The 14466-nt window shown below is 62.5% G+C and carries 11 protein-coding genes; 7 read left to right on the top strand and 4 right to left on the bottom strand.

Features of this window, described 5'->3' with window-relative positions:
* Positions 1-67: 67 nt before the first annotated feature.
* The 3 genes from BX592_RS06520 to BX592_RS06510 all read right to left on the bottom strand — a co-directional run bounded on the left by BX592_RS06520 (position 68) and on the right by BX592_RS06510 (position 2276).
* Positions 68-655: a BPSL1445 family SYLF domain-containing lipoprotein gene (locus BX592_RS06520; RefSeq protein WP_134190856.1), complete on the bottom strand. Its 588-nt coding sequence runs from the start codon at positions 653-655 to the stop codon at positions 68-70.
* 396 nt (positions 656-1051) lie between these two features.
* The gene (locus BX592_RS06515) at positions 1052-1531 is read right to left on the bottom strand and encodes a hypothetical protein (protein WP_134190855.1); all 480 of its coding nucleotides are present in this window, start codon (positions 1529-1531) and stop codon (positions 1052-1054) included.
* Positions 1532-1979: 448 nt separating this feature from the next.
* On the bottom strand, positions 1980-2276 hold the full coding sequence (locus BX592_RS06510; RefSeq protein WP_134190854.1) for a PsiF family protein: 297 nt from the start codon (positions 2274-2276) through the stop codon (positions 1980-1982).
* A 353-nt stretch (positions 2277-2629) separates the two neighbouring features.
* Between BX592_RS06510 and BX592_RS06505 the strand changes: the two genes are divergently transcribed.
* Together BX592_RS06505 and BX592_RS06500 are read left to right on the top strand one after the other, a co-directional pair.
* Positions 2630-2926 carry a YciI-like protein gene (locus BX592_RS06505; RefSeq protein ID WP_134190853.1) on the top strand — a complete coding sequence of 99 codons (297 nt, stop codon included), beginning with the start codon at positions 2630-2632 and terminating at the stop codon, positions 2924-2926.
* 523 nt (positions 2927-3449) lie between these two features.
* Positions 3450-4832, top strand: coding sequence for a transposase (locus BX592_RS06500; RefSeq protein WP_134190852.1), 1383 nt, complete (start codon positions 3450-3452; stop codon positions 4830-4832).
* 334 nt (positions 4833-5166) lie between these two features.
* On the opposite strand, the gene BX592_RS06495 is transcribed toward BX592_RS06500, so the two are convergent.
* Positions 5167-6720 (bottom strand): mannose-1-phosphate guanylyltransferase/mannose-6-phosphate isomerase, encoded by a 1554-nt coding sequence (locus tag BX592_RS06495; RefSeq protein ID WP_134190851.1) that lies wholly within the window; start codon positions 6718-6720, stop codon positions 5167-5169.
* Positions 6721-7269: 549 nt separating this feature from the next.
* On the opposite strand from BX592_RS06495, the gene BX592_RS06490 reads away from it, so the two are divergent.
* The 5 genes from BX592_RS06490 to BX592_RS06470 all read left to right on the top strand — a co-directional run bounded on the left by BX592_RS06490 (position 7270) and on the right by BX592_RS06470 (position 14436).
* Positions 7270-8694 carry an undecaprenyl-phosphate glucose phosphotransferase gene (locus BX592_RS06490; RefSeq protein WP_134190850.1) on the top strand — a complete coding sequence of 475 codons (1425 nt, stop codon included), beginning with the start codon at positions 7270-7272 and terminating at the stop codon, positions 8692-8694.
* 84 nt (positions 8695-8778) lie between these two features.
* Positions 8779-10197: a UDP-glucose dehydrogenase family protein gene (locus BX592_RS06485; protein ID WP_134190849.1), complete on the top strand. Its 1419-nt coding sequence runs from the start codon at positions 8779-8781 to the stop codon at positions 10195-10197.
* A gap of 125 nt (positions 10198-10322) precedes the next feature.
* Complete coding sequence (locus BX592_RS06480; RefSeq protein WP_134190848.1) at positions 10323-10766, top strand: low molecular weight protein-tyrosine-phosphatase; 444 nt, start codon at positions 10323-10325, stop codon at positions 10764-10766.
* Positions 10760-11938, top strand: a complete 1179-nt coding sequence (locus tag BX592_RS06475) for a polysaccharide biosynthesis/export family protein (protein ID WP_134190847.1) — start codon at positions 10760-10762, stop codon at positions 11936-11938. The genes BX592_RS06480 and BX592_RS06475 overlap by 7 nt, the downstream gene beginning before the upstream one ends.
* Positions 11939-12201: 263 nt before the next feature.
* Positions 12202-14436, top strand: a complete 2235-nt coding sequence (locus BX592_RS06470; protein WP_166676315.1) for a polysaccharide biosynthesis tyrosine autokinase — start codon at positions 12202-12204, stop codon at positions 14434-14436.
* The last annotated feature ends 30 nt before the right edge of the window (positions 14437-14466 follow it).

Raw genomic sequence — 14466 nt, 5'->3', positions numbered from 1 at the left:
AAAGCAGCCACAAGCCTCACGTCCATGGCGACGTGAGGCTGCGTGTAGCGAGTGCGGTGCCGAGCGTTTAGATCTTCAGCCGCGTGACCTTCGTGCCGGCGAGCGACACATCGGCCATCAAGCCGGCATTGGTCAGCACGAACACTTCGACCGGCGAGGTCGCTGTCGTCGTGTCGACCACACCGTTCGCGCCGATCTTCACCAGCGCGACCGACGCATCGGCGCCGACTGACCAGCCATCGGCGGCGCGGAACTTGTCGAGTGCGTCCTGCGTCATGAACAGGAAAATCAGCGCCTTCGATTGCGCACCCGCCTGAAGACCGAACGAGCCCGACACGGTGCTGTAGTACCCGACCGACGTGCCGCCGACACGCAACGCACCTTCGCCGTACTGGCCGCCAATCACAAATCCCACTTGAATCACCGACGGGAACACCAGCACGCCGCGTGCTTTTCCGACCAGTTCGCGTGAACCGGGAACCGTACTGAAGAGCCGCGACATCGTGCCGTCGACAGATGCGTCGATCGATTGCCGCTTCGACATGTCGGTGGCGGCGGATTCTCCAGACTTCCCGGTGGTGGTGCAGCCTGCCAGTGCAAGACTTCCGAAAGCGAGCGCAGCGCTACTTTTTAGAATGAAGTTTCGTCTTTGCATCGTTTTTCTCCATCGTGGTTCCGGGGATGCAGCCTCAGGTCACGCGGGTTGCCGTTTAGTTATAACACACGGATGCACAAAGAGAGCCTTTTACCGGCAACCCGCAGCGCCTTGTGTGATGGGCCTTTCCCGGCGGTTCGCGCGATATGCGGGTAAATCTGACCCGCGCGCATGCGCCACGCGAACGCGCGACTTCGCAAAGATTCGCGCGCCGCGCGGCTCTCGCGGCACGCACTTTCCGCTGACGATAGAGCCGGCCTCGGGCATTCGTGAAACGGTCGCTTTTACTGGTTGCGCACCGTGCGGCACCGCGCGTTGAAATGCTGCTGAAAGTGTTGCGGTCACGCATCAGTCAGGCCAGCGGATGCGCGAGGTTGTGATGTTTCGGCCGCCGCGTCAGTGATGCGCCTGGTGCTTCGCCGGACCTTGCGCGGAATCCGGGGCGGTGTGTTGCACGGGCGGCCGGCGCAGCGCGCGCCGGATGCCGCCGATCAGCGTGCCGATCACGAACAGCGTCGCCGCCGGCACCACCCAGTAGCCGACGAACGCATGCCACAGATAAGACGCGAGGGTTTTGCGGCGCAGGTTGTATTCGTCGATGGCTTCCTGCTGGCGCGGCGCATTCGCGGCAAGCACGTCGGCCGGACAACGCGCGGCGCGCGCATCGTCGGGCGTGCCGTGGCAACGGGCCGGCGCGCCGGCGGCGCGCTGCGCATCCGTGAACTGCCAGCTCGTCAGCGCGTTGTTCAGGTCGACCGTGTTATAGGCCATTTCCTCCTGAATCTCGCGCACCGCGACGATGCCGACCGGCACCGACCAGAAAACGATCGCGACGAGCCACCGGCGCAGCCAGCGATTCTTGTGTCTCCCAACCATTCCTGCCTCCGTGCATGCGCTTTGGCATCAACGACAAGCGGGCGGCCCTTGGTGGTTTGGCGATTGTCTTTGTATGGCGCGATGGGGCCGTCTGTGCCGCCATCATAGAAGAAAACGGTGCAGGCGCAACTCGCGGGATACGAGAACGAATAGCCGCGGTCTGCGGCGAGAGCGTCGCGCGTTATCAAAGAGTGGGAAAAATGCTTGATCACGCAACGAGCATCAGATCGCGTGCGCCATCGGCGATGCGACGCGATCGAACCGCATCGATGCCGATGCCGGTCACGCAAACACCGATGCCGATGCGGTCATGGCCGATGCGGCAAACTCCTGATGCATACGCAGCGCAATCAGGCAGGTAGCAGGATGCACTCGACAGACACTACTGTCGAACACCCGCAGCCGGGTGCCAGCGCGACCCGGCTGCGTTCAAACAGGCGCAAACGGTTTAACCCTTGTTGCTCAGGCAGGTCTTCATGAACGCCTTGCGCTCGTCGCCTTTCTTGTCGCCCGCTTGCACGTTGCACGCCTTCATCTTCTCCTGCTGCGTCATCGGTGCGGATGCGGCCATCGCCGACGAGGCGGACAGACAGTCCTTCATGAACGCCTTGCGTTCATCGCCTTTCTTGTCGCCAGCCTGCTTGTTGCAAGCGGTCATTTTGCTCTGCTGGCTGTTCCCGGCGAAAGCCGGCGCCGCGAGCAGTCCGCCGAGCACGAGAGCGGCAATTGCGGATTGGATCTTCATGGGACACTCCATCGGTGGTTAGCGTTATTCGTCGTTATTCGATCCGGGGCCAACGCATCCGGCCCGTCTGCAGCACCATCGTACTGAATGGTAATTGTCAGAACGGGCCAATGGGAGCGATGGTTGACGGTTATGCGCGCCGGCAGGGCAGGTGTTTCCCTGGGTATCGGTCAAACGTCACGGAAAGCATGACGTAGAGCAACACGCAGAGCACCACGCAGAGCACCACGCACAGTGAAACCCGCGACGCTTGCGGCGAACGCGGATCGCGTGTCTTTTCGCGATCCGTAACGGCGCTGCTAACGTCGCCTGTGCGGGTTCCTGTCATCGCTTGTCAAACATGGAGGATCACGATGCACTATCTGTTGATGTATGACCTCGCGGACGACTATCTCGAACGGCGCGGCGAGTTTCGCGCCGTGCATGTGAAGCTCGCGTGGGAAGCAGCCGCGCGCGGCGAACTGCAACTGGCTGGCGCGCTCGAAGACCCGGTCGACGTTGCGGTGCTGCTCTTTAGCGGCGAGTCGCCGCACGCGGCTGAGGCGTTCGCGAAAGCCGATCCGTACGTGCGCTCGGGGCTCGTCAAGCGATGGCGCGTGCGTCCGTGGCGAACCGTAGTCGGCGATCAGGCGGCCGCACCGGTGCGCTAAAAACCTTCTTTCGATAGCGACGCACGGCGATACGTTATTTGCGCGAGCGACAGCGTATGAATCACGCAACGCCTGCGCGTGGAGTGGGTTGCAAAGTGGGTTGTGCGGCAGATCGCGGCCCGCTTTGCATAAGCGAATCGCAAAAGACGATGAGGATGCGTCAAGCGACGGCGAAGCGCAGGTTCGCTGCAACAGAATGCACGACGGATATGTGACAAACGGGACCAAAACAATCCTGCAAACAGGACAAGTTTGTTTCTATCCGTAACACTTGGCCGCATCACATTCAAGCAAACCCTGGTAATGGTATGCTTCGTGCACAAATTCTCCCATGCATGAGTGAGACCACGTTTCGTGCGCGCTAATTGGGAAAACACGCACTGACGCTGTGCGACGTCGTGCGGTTTCTTCGCAATGCCGCCGAAACGGAAAACATATTGTGCAACCGGGGGCGCCCACACGAACCACAAGAAGTTCGTGACTGCCCAAACCGCGGCCTGGCCTGGCCCGCGTGGAGAAATGCATGTTTTTCGATGAGCTAAGCAATGACGAATGGGCACGGCTATCCGCGCTCGTTTCCGATGAGCCAGCCGTCCGCTTGAATCGCCGTGGACGGCCGCGCGCCGAACCACGCATTGTCGCCAATGCCGTGTTGTGGATCATGACCACCGGCGAACCGTGGTCGAAGCTGCCTGGACGCTACCCGTCGGGCCCAACATGCCGTCGCCGTTTCGAAGAATGGCAAGCCAACGGCACGCTGCTTGAAATGGTTCGTCTGCTGTCCGAGACGGGTCGCACGTTCGCGTATATTCCCGAGCCCACGCCGCCGGTCGCAGTGAAGCCTGCGCCCGAGGCCGAACAGCCGGTGAGGCCGCGCGACGACGCAGTGCGTGGCGTGTTCTGGAAGAGCCCCGAGTCGTGGCAGACCGCGTCGGGCACCCCGGGTGTCACGAACGGCTGGCGTCCGCTCGGCGCGATCGCCGACATCACGCGGCAACTGGCAGGCGCAGTCGACGAAGCGTCGCTCACGAATGAAATCGTGCCGTCCGCACACGCCGATTTCGTCGGCAGCAGTGCCGAAGCCGAGTCGCGTGAAGCGAAGTCGCTGAGCGTCGCCCATGCGCATCGGCAAGCGGATGCAAGCGATGACGAATACAGCGCACTGTACGACGGTCATCAACATGGCGCCGCGCTCGCGCAAGACGACGCATCAGACAGCGTCAGCGCGCCGGAGGGCCTGCATCAACAGGACGAATTTCACGCGCCGCTATGGATGAATCTTGCGATGCCCGGTGGCGCGCAGTTTTCCGACGAGCGCGGTTATGTGATCTACGCGGCGGCGGAGCAGGTCGCGAGCACGATGTATCGCGCGTGGGCGGAGATCATGCGGGACGGGCGGCGCATCGAGCGTTCCGGCCTGATCGGCCCGCGTTTCGACGATGCGGAAGCGGCGCGGCGCTTTGCGCTCGCATGGGCGACCGAATGGATCGATCGCGAAGCCGGCGTGACGGCCGCTCATGCGACCGGCCAGCAGCGCGATGGTGCGGCCGTGGCGGAGCGCACGCGCGTCGTGCCGCATGCGGCCGCGGCACCCGTGCAGCAGACACACGCTGCGCAACGGCAGCTGCCGGCTTATGCGGGCGCGCCGGCTGCATCGCAAGCGGCCGGCGCGGCGCCAGTTACGCGTCCGATGCCGGAGTCGGCCGCGGCGAAGAGCGCGGTGCCGGGCGCGGTCAACCGCAATGGCAATGGCGCCACGCCATCGTCGGCCACGTCGTCGTACCCGCAGCATACGAATGCACACCGTCTGCAATTGCGCCGCTATCCGAGCGAAAGCAGCGCCGCCGCCGACAAGACGACGGACCGTTTCCCGCCGACGCGCAAATTCCTTTCGCACGTGCGCTAAACGCGTACGCTTGAGCACGCGCCGATTCGCCGAATACGAACCGCCGGCGCGACTGCTGCAAATCACGGGTGAGCAAACCGCGGCAGAAGGGCCGCGGTGAAGCGCGGTGAAGCGCGGTGAAGAATACGCGCCGCAGGTCCTTCCGGACCGCGGCGCGGTTTGAACGCATTCGATGCAACGAATGCACCGCTAAACACGTAGGCAACGCGAAACGGTTGAACCTGAACGGGTGGCGGACGCCGGACACCGACGTCCAACGATCACGCGACGATCGCGCAAAAAACACCGGCGGCGCGTAGCGCCGCCGGTGTCCTCATCATTCAACGGCTGCCGTTCAACGACGGCCGTATGTATCGTCGAAGCGAACGATATCGTCTTCGCCGAGATACGAACCTGACTGCACCTCGATAATTTCAAGCGGCATCTTGCCCGGATTCTCGAGACGGTGCGTGACGCCGAGCGGGATATACGCGGACTCGTTTTCCGACACGATAAACCGCTCTTCGCCGCGCGTGACCAACGCAGTGCCGCGCACGACGATCCAGTGCTCGGCGCGATGGTGATGCATCTGCAGCGACAGTTGCGCGCCCGGTTTCACGACGATGCGCTTCACCTGGAAACGCTCACCGGTGTCGACCGAATCATAGTGGCCCCACGGACGGTGCACCTTGCGATGATTGGTCGCCTCGGTACCGCGCTCATTGCGAATGCGGCCGACGACCTTCTTCACGTCCTGCACACGCGACTTGTCGGCGACCAGAATCGCATCGTCCGTTTCGACGACGACCAGATCCTGGGTGCCGACGCACGCGATCAACCGGCCTTCCGAATGCGCGAACGTCGTTTCGGCGCCCTCGAAAATCACGCGGCCGCGGCCGACGTTGTCGTCCTCGTCCTTCGGCAGGATCTGCCAGATCGCGTCCCACGAACCGACGTCGGACCAACCGGCCGCGAGCGGCACGACCACGCCGCTTGCCGTCGACGTATCGCTGCCCAGCTGCTCCATCACCGCATAATCGATCGAATTGGACGGGCAGTTTGCAAAAGCTTCGCGCTGCAGCCGGAAGAAGTCGCCGTCCGCGCTGCCGGCTGCATAAGCGGCTGCGCTCGCGTCGTGAATCGCCGGATGGAAGTGCTTGATCGCTTTTAGCCAGGTCGACGCGCGCATGATGAAGATGCCGCTATTCCAGAAGTATTCCTTCGATTCGACATAGCGTTGCGCGAGTTCGACATGCGGCTTCTCGACGAAGCGATCGAGCCGGCGCGCGCCGCCTGCCGCTTCGCCTTCGCTACCGCTCGCCGCGCCATTTGCCGCGGGCATCGGCCCGCCGACACGGATATAGCCGTAGCCGGTTTCCGCACGCGTCGGCACGATACCCATCGTCACGATATGGCCGGCTGCCGCATATTGCACACCAGCCGCCACTGCTGCGTGAAAGCTGTCGAGATCGGCGACCGCGTGATCCGCGGGCATCACGACCATGATGCCGTCTTCATCGTGCGCGGCCACCGACAATGCCGCAACCGTCAGCGCCGGCGCGGTATCGCGGCCGACCGGCTCGAGCATCAGGCGGCTTGCCTTACCGGCCACGCGCAACTGCTCGGCCGTCGTAAAGCGATGTTCCTCGTTGCATACCACCACGAGCTGATCGGCGACCGGATAGCCCGCGTCGAGCGCATCGAGGCGCCGTGTCGTCGATTGCAATAACGAGTCCTCGCCCAGCAAACCGATCAGTTGTTTCGGATGCTGTTCGCGCGACATCGGCCATAGCCGCGTGCCCGAGCCGCCAGCCAGAATCACCGGCTGGACCTTGAGCTTGACGTTAAGCGGCGTGGCGGATGCGGGGCGGGATTGGACGGCGCTCGACGCCGTGCCGATAGCACTCATGGTTGACTCCTCGAACGGGGATGAGTGCCTCGAGTTTTAACACGCCGTAATTGCTCAATAAAAGAATACGTAAATCGACGGCAATTTTTCTGGAAATTCTTCCCCGCTGAATTGCGATAGATTTAAGTCAACCATACTTGAAAAATTAAAATAATGATGAGCATCGCGAAATAGCCGGGTTCAACTCCCGGCGAATTCCGGATGCGTGAATACAACAGAGCCCGGAGGGCTCATGAAGGTATTGTAAGAAAAGCGGCAGAATCCGGCTAGATGACGCTGGAAACGCATTGTTGAAGGCGGGAAAAAGGTAATTGTTGCCGCATAAATTAGCGAAAAATTGGGCAATCATTACCGATACAAATTGTTATTTTTAGAGGCTTGCGGCGCGAATTTTAATGCCTCTTTATTCATACTAGTACGAGGGTATTCACCTAATTCGCCAGGGCTTTTCCGCGCGAATAACTAACAGCCGCCGGATTCGATGACGTATTGGCCAGACAAGGTTGGCTGCTACGGCGCGGATCAGTTTGATCAACGAGGTGCAGCAGCATGCTGAGCGTTCTATCGAGAATCATCGACATTGCGATGGTTGCCCTGGGGGCATTGATCGCGTCCGCGGTGCACGCCGGGCACTTCATGTGGCTCGACGACATGCAAAGTATTTCGCTGACGTTCGACAGCCTGCTGGTCGTGGTGTTTTTTCCGGCGCTCGGCATTTATCAGTCGTGGCGCGGCAAATCGCTGTATGACCTGATGTGGCGTGTGTCGTGCGGCTGGCTGATGGTCGAATTGACCGGCATCCTGATGAGCTTCAGTCTGCACCGTGCGGAACTTCTGTCGCGTCTGTGGCTCGGTTATTGGGCGGTCGCGAGCATCGTGCTGCTGATCGTCACGAAGGCGATCGTGCATACAGTGCTGAAAGGTCTGCGCCGGGAGGGCTTTAACCAGAAGGCGGTGGCCATCGTCGGCAGCGTGCCGTACGGCAAGTTTCTGGTCGAGCAGATCCGAAGCCGGCCGGACGCGGGTTTCAGGCCGCTGATTGTCTATACCGAAGACGGCGCGCGCAACCGTCGCACGGACGATCCGCTCGACGATCCGCAGGCGCTCGAACGCGGGCCCCACGACATCGAAGGCGTGCCGGTCGAGCGCGACTTCGCGAAGCTCGTGCAGACAATGCGCCGCGATCAGGTCCGCGAATTGTGGATGGCGTTGCCGATGTCGAAGGAACGCACGATTCATCGCTTCGTCACCGAGTTCCGCAACGATTTCGTGAACATCCGTTTCATTCCGGATGTGCGCAGCCTCACGCTCTTCAATCAGCCGATGGTCGATCTGCTGGGCGTGCCGGCGATCAACCTCGCGGCGTCGCCGATCACCGATCTGCGCGTGCTGCCCAAGCGCGTGTTCGATCGCCTGTTCGCACTGGCAGCATTGACCGCGCTGTCGCCGCTGATGCTCGTGATCGCGGTGCTGGTCAAACTGTCGTCGCCGGGGCCGGTGTTTTTCCGGCAGAAACGCAAGGGCATCGATGGCAACCAGTTCGAGATCTACAAGTTCCGCTCGATGAAGATGCACAAGGAGGAAGCCGGCAAGATCACCCAGGCGACGCGCCGCGACCCGCGCATCACACCGGTCGGCGCGTTCCTGCGGCGCACGAGTCTCGATGAATTGCCGCAGTTCATCAATGTGCTGAGGGGCGAGATGTCGGTCGTCGGACCGCGTCCGCACGCACTCGAGCACGACGACATTTACAAGGATCTGGTGCGCGGCTACATGCACCGCTACCGGATCAAGCCGGGCATCACCGGCTGGGCGCAAATCAACGGTTACCGCGGCGAAACCGACCGCATCGAAAAGATGATGGGCCGCGTGAAGCTCGATTTGTACTACATGCAGCACTGGACCTTCTGGCTTGACATGAAGATCGTCGTGCTGACGTTCTGGAAGGGCTTTGTCGGCAGCAACGCTTACTGAGAACACGGCGGCGCTGCTTCATTCCGTCTTCGCTTTTATTTCTTAGAACTCCAGTCGACCACTCAATCTCTCGAGGTGTGATTCATGAACGTGACGATCATTGGAACCGGATACGTAGGCCTTGTGACAGGCGCCTGTCTTGCCGATATCGGCAACGACGTGTTCTGTCTCGACGTCGACCAGCGCAAGATCGACGTGCTGAACAACGGCGGCGTGCCGATCCATGAGCCCGGCCTGCTGGAGATCATCGCGCGCAACCGCAAGGCAGGGCGCCTGAAGTTCTCGACCGATGTCGAGGCTTCGGTCGCGCATGGCGACATCCAGTTCATCGCGGTCGGCACGCCGCCGGATGAAGACGGCTCCGCGGACCTGCAATACGTGCTCGCGGCCGCGCGCAACATCGGCAAGCATATGGACGGCTTCAAGGTGATCGTCGACAAGTCGACGGTGCCGGTCGGCACCGCGCGCCGCGTCGCGGCCGCGGTATCCGAAGAGCTCGCCGCGCGCGGCTCGAAGCAGATGTTCTCGGTCGTGTCGAACCCCGAGTTTCTGAAGGAAGGCGCCGCGGTCGAAGACTTCACGCGTCCGGACCGGATCGTGATCGGCTGCGATGAGGACGTGCCCGGCGAGAAGGCGCGCGAAATGATGAAGCGCCTGTATGCGCCGTTCAATCGCAATCGCGAACGCACGCTGTATATGGACGTCGGCTCGGCCGAGTTCACGAAGTACGCGGCCAACGCGATGCTCGCGACGCGCATTTCGTTCATGAACGAACTCGCGAACCTCGCTGACCGCGTCGGCGCCGATATCGAAGCGGTGCGCCGCGGCATCGGCTCCGATCCGCGCATCGGCTACGACTTCCTGTATGCAGGCTGCGGCTACGGCGGTTCGTGCTTCCCGAAGGATGTGCAGGCGCTGATTCGCACCGCAAGCGAGCGCGGTCATGGCCTACGCATTCTCGAGGCGGTCGAAGCGGTCAACGACGAGCAGAAGAAGATTCTCGCGAGCAAGATCGTCGAGCGTCTTGGCGGCGACCTGTCGAACCGCACGTTCGCGGTATGGGGCCTCGCGTTCAAGCCGAACACCGACGACATGCGCGAAGCGCCGAGCCGTCCGCTGATCGCGGAACTGCTTGCACGCGGCGCGAAAGTGAAGGCGTACGACCCGGTCGCGATGGACGAAGCGAAGCGCGTGCTCGCGCTCGATCTCGAGAACATGCCGCAGCGTCATGCACGGCTGTCGTTCGTGGAAGAAGAGATGGAAGCCGCGCGCGACGCCGACGCACTAGTCATCCTGACCGAATGGAAAGTGTTCAAGAGTCCCGATTTCGACAGCCTGAAATCGCATCTGAAAACGCCGGTGATTTTCGACGGCCGCAATCTGTACGAGCCGGATTCGATGCGCGAGCTCGGTATCGAATATCACGCGATCGGCCGTCAGCATGCGCAGCAGGATGCAACGGTGCGCGATGCGTCGAAGGCGATGGCCACCGCGCAACTTTGAAAAAGAAGTGCAAGCGGCCTGCCTTGCAGGCCGCTGACAGGTCGTTTTGACAAACACGCTTGAGAACCGAACCCGCACTTACACAGAGAACTGCCAAACCGCAAACGCCATTCACGGATACCGCCATGTTCGCCAATGTCCTGATCGTGTGCCACGCCAACGTCTGTCGGTCGCCCGCCGCCGAGATGCTGTTCAAGGCCCGCCAGCACAGTCATCCGGGCGCGCAGATTGCTTTTCACTCCGCCGGTATCCGCGCGGTCGACGGCGACGGGATGGATCCGGTGATGCGGCGTCTGCTAGCGGAACGCGGTGTAACGGCGGGTGAGCATCATGCGCGGCGCTTAAGCAGCCGGATGGTGCGCGATGCGGACCTGGTGCTCGTGACCGAGCAGCGCCAGGTGAAGGATGTCGAAGCGCTGGACCCGGCCGCACGCGGCAAGGTTCATGCGCTTGGCAAATGGGAGGGGTCCGACGTGGTCGACCCGTACGGAGGCGAAGAGCGCGAATACCGCGAAAGCCTGGTGCTGATCGAACATCTGGTCATGGGATGGCTCAACAAAATATGCTGAAGCGAAATTTCACTTGTCTGTTTCTTCTTGCGCTGGCGGCGTATCTGTCGGCGTGTTCGATTCTGCCTGGTAACCACCTGAACACGTCGCGCCTGAACGACCCGGGTCCACAAGGCCCGCAGCCGACGTACGACGTGAAGACGATCGACGCGCAACTCGTCACCGAGCAGGCGAAGTTTGCCGCGGCAATGGCGCCGCCGCCGCTGCCGCCGGAGCAGTACACCGAAAGCGACTACCGGTATCAGGTGCAGCCGTCGGACATTCTCGGCGTGACCGTGTGGAATCACCCGGAGCTGACGACGCAGAACGGCACGACGCTGTCGACCGGCGGCAATACCACGCAGACCCTCGCGAGTACGCTGCAGCAGCCGTACACGACCGCGCTGCCGGGACAGGCCGACCCGTTCGGTCAGACCGTCACGCCGGACGGCACGATCTTTTTCCCGTTCGTCGGGCGCATTCGCGCGGCCGGCAAGACGACCTCGCAGATTCGCGACGAACTCGCAGTGGGCCTTAACCCGTACATCAAGAATCCGCAGGTCGACGTGCGCGTGCTCGCATTTCGCAGCCAGCGCGTCGAGGTCACCGGCGATGTGAAGACGCCCGGACCGCTCGCGATCAGCGACGTGCCATTGCGTCTTGTCGACGCGATTTCGCGTTCGGGCGGCACGAACCCCGACGCGGACTTGCAGCGCGTGCGTTTGACGCGCAACAAGAAGTTCTACGTGCTGAACGCGGACGCGATGCTCGACCGCGGCGACAGCTCGCAAAACATCCTGCTGCAGCCGGGCGACGTGATCAACGTGCCCGATCGCACCGATAGCCGCATCTTTGTGATGGGCGAGGTCAAGACACCCGTGACGCTGAACATGCTGAAGGGCCGTTTCACGATTGCCGATGCGCTGACCGGCGCGGGCGGCATTCTCGACACCGATGCGAACCCGCGGCAGATCTTCGTGATGCGCGGCATGCGCGACAACCCGAACTCGCCGGAGATTTTCCGCCTCGACATGACCCAGCCGGACTCAGTGATGCTGAGTTCGCAATTCCAGCTCAAGCCGCTTGACGTGGTGTACGTCGGCACGGCCGTGGGCGCAACCTTCAACCGCATGATCCAGCAGATCCTGCCGACCTTGCAGTCCGTGTTCTTCATCAAGGAGCTGACCAACTGACGCCGCCTGATCGCCGCTGTTGCAACTCGCCAGCCAGATTAGGTTGGCGGGTCGCGATGGCGGCTAAGTGATGCGAAGCGAAGCGGATAAATCCGAACTGACGCCGGACCGCCGCGGCACGGCAGCTTGCATCAATCACAGTCGGATTGCCGGCGGCCCTCTGTTGCCATCACCGCGATCGTCGCGACGATGCAAACCGGGCCGCCGCTGAAATCGCCGAAAGCCTGAAACGCCGCAAGGCACCCGAACTGAACGGGGATCGAATCGTGAGTACTCAAGTCAACACTCATCTGGCCATCCAGGGCCGCACCGAGGAAGAGGACGTGGTCCTCGGCCAGCTGATCCAGACGATCATCGACGATATCTGGTGGCTGGTTGCGATCGCCGCGACCATCGTCGCGATGGCGGGCTTCTACTGCTACATCGCCAAGCCTGTTTACTCGGCCGACGCGCACGTGCGTGTCGAGCCGCAGGACAACACGTCGCAGGCGCTCACGCAAAACCAGACCGGCGCGCCGATCGCGGTCGGCGCGGGCGGCTCGGGTTCGCTGCCGACCGACGCCGAGATCGAAATGATCAAGAGCCGCGGCGTGCTTGGCCCGGTCGTGCAGCAGATGAAGCTGAACTTCACGGTGTCGCCGAAGACGTTTCCGCTGCTCGGCCGCCTCGCGTCGCGCCTGCACAAGTCCGGCGGACCCGCGCGGCCGTGGCTCGGGCTGAAGTCGTATGCATGGGGCGGCGAACAGGCGCAGGTCGATTCGATCGATGTGACGCCGGCGCTCGAAGGCAAGGAGCTGACGATGGTCGCGCTCGCCGACAACCAGTACGAAGTGCACGGTCCGGACGGCGCGTTGCTGCTGCACGGCGAGGTTGGCCAGACCGCGCAGGGCGGCGGTGTGACGATGCTGGTCGACAAGCTGGTCGCGCGGCCGGGCACGCAATTCAACGTGATGCGCTTTAACGACCTCGACGCGATCTCCGGCTTCCAGTCGGCCATCAAGGTAACCGAGCAGGGCAAGCAGACCGGCGTGATCCAGATCTCGCTCGAAAGCGGCGACCCGGATCAGGCCGCGGCGATCGCCAACGCGGTCGCCCAGTCGTACCTGCACGAGCATATCCAGACCAAGCAGGCCGACGCGAGCAAGATGCTCGACTTCCTGAAGAGCGAAGAGCCGCGCCTGAAGGCCGACCTCGAAAACTCCGAGGCCGCGCTGACCGCGTACCAGAGCAAGTCCGGTTCGATCAACGCGTCCGACGAAGCGAAGATCTATCTCGACGGCGCAGTCGACTATCAGAAGCAGATCGCCGCGCTGAAGATGCAGATCGCGTCATTGCAGCAGAACTACGCGCCGGATCACCCGATCATGCAGGCGGCGCGCGAGCAGATGTCCGAACTGCAGGCGCAGGAAGCGCGCTACTCGTCGCGTTTCCGCGATCTGCCGGCCACCGAAGTGCGCGCGGTGCAGCTGCAACGCGATGCGAAGGTCGCGGAAGATATCTACGTGCTGCTGCTTAACCGCGTGCAGGAACTGTCGGTGCAACGCGCCGGCACCGGCGGCAACGTGCATATCGTCGACGCGGCGCTGCGCCCCGGCGAGCCGGTCAAGCCGAAGAAATTCCTGATCCTGTCCGCCGCGACCATTCTTGGGTTGATCGCCGGCACCGGCTTCGTGCTGATCCGCCGCAACATGTTCAAGGGCATCGACGATCCGGAGCACGTCGAGCGCATTTTCCATCTGCCGGTGTACGGTCTCGTGCCGCTATCGGCCGAGCAGGCGGTGCTCGAGAACCAGGTCGTGCGCGGCGCCGCGCGCGAGCGCCAGGTGCTCGCGAACGCACGGCCGAAGGATGTCTGTATCGAAGCGCTGCGCAGCCTGCGCACGTCGATCCAGTTCACGCTGATGGACGCGCGCAACCGCATCATCATGCTGACCGGTCCGATGCCGGCGGTCGGCAAGAGCTTCCTGACGGTCAACCTCGCGGTGCTGCTCGCGCACTCGGGCAAGCGCGTGCTGATGATCGACGGCGATATGCGGCGCGGCACGCTCGAGCGGCACCTGGGCGGCGCGCAGGCAAACGGCCTGTCGGAACTGCTGTCCGGGCAGATCTCGCTCGAAGAGGCGATCCGCCAGACCGATACGCCGGGGCTGTCGTTTATCTCCTGCGGCGTGCGTCCGCCGAACCCGTCGGAACTGCTGATGTCGCCGCGTCTGCCGCAGTATCTGGACGCGCTGCAAAAACGCTACGACGTCGTGCTGATCGACACGCCGCCGGTGCTCGCGGTGACCGACGCGTCGATCATCGGCGGCTACGCGGGCTCGACGTTCTTCGTCGTGCGTTCGGGCATGCATACCGAGAACGAGATCAGCGATTCGCTGAAGCGTTTGAGCGTAGCGGGCGTGCATGTGCAAGGCGCGATTTTCAACGCGATGCCGACGCGCGCGCGCGGCGGTTACGACCGCAGCTACGCCGCTGTGCAGGAATATCTGAGCAACTGATCCGTCGGATGACCGCGGATTGAGCTGTAC

This window comes from Paraburkholderia rhizosphaerae (assembly GCF_004366595.1).
Taxonomy (GTDB): domain Bacteria; phylum Pseudomonadota; class Gammaproteobacteria; order Burkholderiales; family Burkholderiaceae; genus Paraburkholderia; species Paraburkholderia rhizosphaerae.
This window is presented reverse-complemented; position numbering and strand designations above follow the sequence as displayed.

Excerpts from the sequence above, each read along its gene's own strand:
- BX592_RS06520 (WP_134190856.1), bottom strand. The coding sequence starts at position 655 with ATGCAAAGACGAAACTTCATTCTAAAAAGTAGCGCTGCGCTCGCTTTC.
- BX592_RS06515 (WP_134190855.1), bottom strand. The coding sequence starts at position 1,531 with ATGGTTGGGAGACACAAGAATCGCTGGCTGCGCCGGTGGCTCGTCGCG.
- BX592_RS06510 (WP_134190854.1), bottom strand. The coding sequence starts at position 2,276 with ATGAAGATCCAATCCGCAATTGCCGCTCTCGTGCTCGGCGGACTGCTC.
- BX592_RS06505 (WP_134190853.1), top strand. The coding sequence starts at position 2,630 with ATGCACTATCTGTTGATGTATGACCTCGCGGACGACTATCTCGAACGG.
- BX592_RS06500 (WP_134190852.1), top strand. The coding sequence starts at position 3,450 with ATGTTTTTCGATGAGCTAAGCAATGACGAATGGGCACGGCTATCCGCG.
- BX592_RS06495 (WP_134190851.1), bottom strand. The coding sequence starts at position 6,720 with ATGAGTGCTATCGGCACGGCGTCGAGCGCCGTCCAATCCCGCCCCGCA.
- BX592_RS06490 (WP_134190850.1), top strand. The coding sequence starts at position 7,270 with ATGCTGAGCGTTCTATCGAGAATCATCGACATTGCGATGGTTGCCCTG.
- BX592_RS06485 (WP_134190849.1), top strand. The coding sequence starts at position 8,779 with ATGAACGTGACGATCATTGGAACCGGATACGTAGGCCTTGTGACAGGC.
- BX592_RS06480 (WP_134190848.1), top strand. The coding sequence starts at position 10,323 with ATGTTCGCCAATGTCCTGATCGTGTGCCACGCCAACGTCTGTCGGTCG.
- BX592_RS06475 (WP_134190847.1), top strand. The coding sequence starts at position 10,760 with ATGCTGAAGCGAAATTTCACTTGTCTGTTTCTTCTTGCGCTGGCGGCG.